Raw genomic sequence first — 1,479 nt, forward strand, 5'->3', positions numbered from 1 at the left:
TTCACTGGCCAGAAATATAAAGGCGACCAGCACGGCGGTCAGTGGCAGCGTTGCCAGCCCCAGCACATTGACCCAGCCATAAAGCACGGCCAGGCCAGGTGCAAACAGCGAGGCAAGCGCCGTGCCGGAATTGCCGGCCCCGGCAATTCCCAGCGCCGTGCCCTGATATTGTGGCGGATACCATGCCGAGGCCAGCACAAGTGCAACCCCGAACAGTGCGCCATAGCTGTGTGGCGCGATCAGCCATGTCAGGAACAGCCCGGCGATGACAAGAATCTGGGCGCCAATCGCGACCCGTCGCGGCCCGAAATGATCGACCAGCGCGCCGGCGAGTACACGCAAAAGCGCACCTGCCAGAACCGGGGTCGCGACCAGCAGGCCCTTCTGACCGGCATTCAGATGCAGGTCGTGAGCAATCGAAATGCCCAGCGGGCCAAGCAGGACCCACACCATGAACGAGACATCGAAATACAGGAACGCCGCAAGAAGGGTACGCGGGTTTCCGGCTTTGAGGAATCCTGTGTCCACGTCATCGCATCCAGTCCCCATCCATCAGGTGTGACGGAGACGCCTTTATTCAGGCACGGAGACCATCGTTGGCCGTCCGGGTGTCGTCGTGATTGTTTGTGCCATTTCCACGTCGTTCACCGCCATTGATGAACGCGTCTTTCAGGAAACCTGTCTGGTATTTAATTGCACGCGGAACAATGCGATGTCAAAACATTTTTCTCGTGTTGTCATGGCAGAATCATATGAGCCAAAGCCGTCGTCCCAGAAAAGATACCTGCCAAACCGCGCAATTTCGAGACATTGCATAAAAGATCGTGGCAGGGGATCGCAAGGACCGGCGAGACGGTTTTTGCGTAGATACCACTGGCACAATCGCCCGGTCGTTGGAGCGTGCATTCCGGGAGCGCTTCGCCACCGCGTAAGTGGCCGATCGGACACCCATGCCGCCGCCACCTTCAAGCAAGGCAACATATGGGCGCATGGTTGGACCGATCCCCGAAACCAAGAACGCCATGCACTTCCGCTGGCTTGGATTTACGTCCCAAGATCCGTTCCTGCACACCGTCGCGGTCCACGAATACTCCCGCTTGTGCCCACTGGCTGGCCGGTCATTTGAAATCACCCTGCTGCAAGGATTATGCGGACGGCATCAGGCCATCAACCTGTAAGCAGGCTTCATGCCGCTGAGTGGGAAACGGATGGAGCATGTTCCCGATACGCTGGGCACTGGAGCACCGCGTACGAGATTATGCAGATGTTTTCGGACCACCCAACAAAACGACCCATGCATAAAAGGTATGCGTGGCCATAAAGGTATAAAATATTGACATCTTTAAAGACATCCAGAAAGATATTCCTAAATATATATCTTTAAGAGCCCGATCCGAAAGTTTTTCAAGCTTGACAATGCCTTGCTGTCCGTCGTGTGAGCATGCGGATCGAGGCGATCAATGTCCATGCGGTTGAGGA

At 56.0% G+C, this 1,479-nt stretch carries 1 protein-coding gene; it reads right to left on the reverse strand.

Translation table 11 applies throughout. From position 1 onward, the window contains the following. On the reverse strand, nt 1-528 hold a 528-nt coding region (locus tag CFR80_RS18100; protein WP_146221718.1), incomplete at its 3' end, for an MFS transporter. Nucleotides 529-1,479 lie beyond the last annotated feature (951 nt).

The organism is Komagataeibacter oboediens (assembly GCF_003207815.1).
In the GTDB taxonomy this organism is placed as follows: domain Bacteria; phylum Pseudomonadota; class Alphaproteobacteria; order Acetobacterales; family Acetobacteraceae; genus Komagataeibacter; species Komagataeibacter oboediens.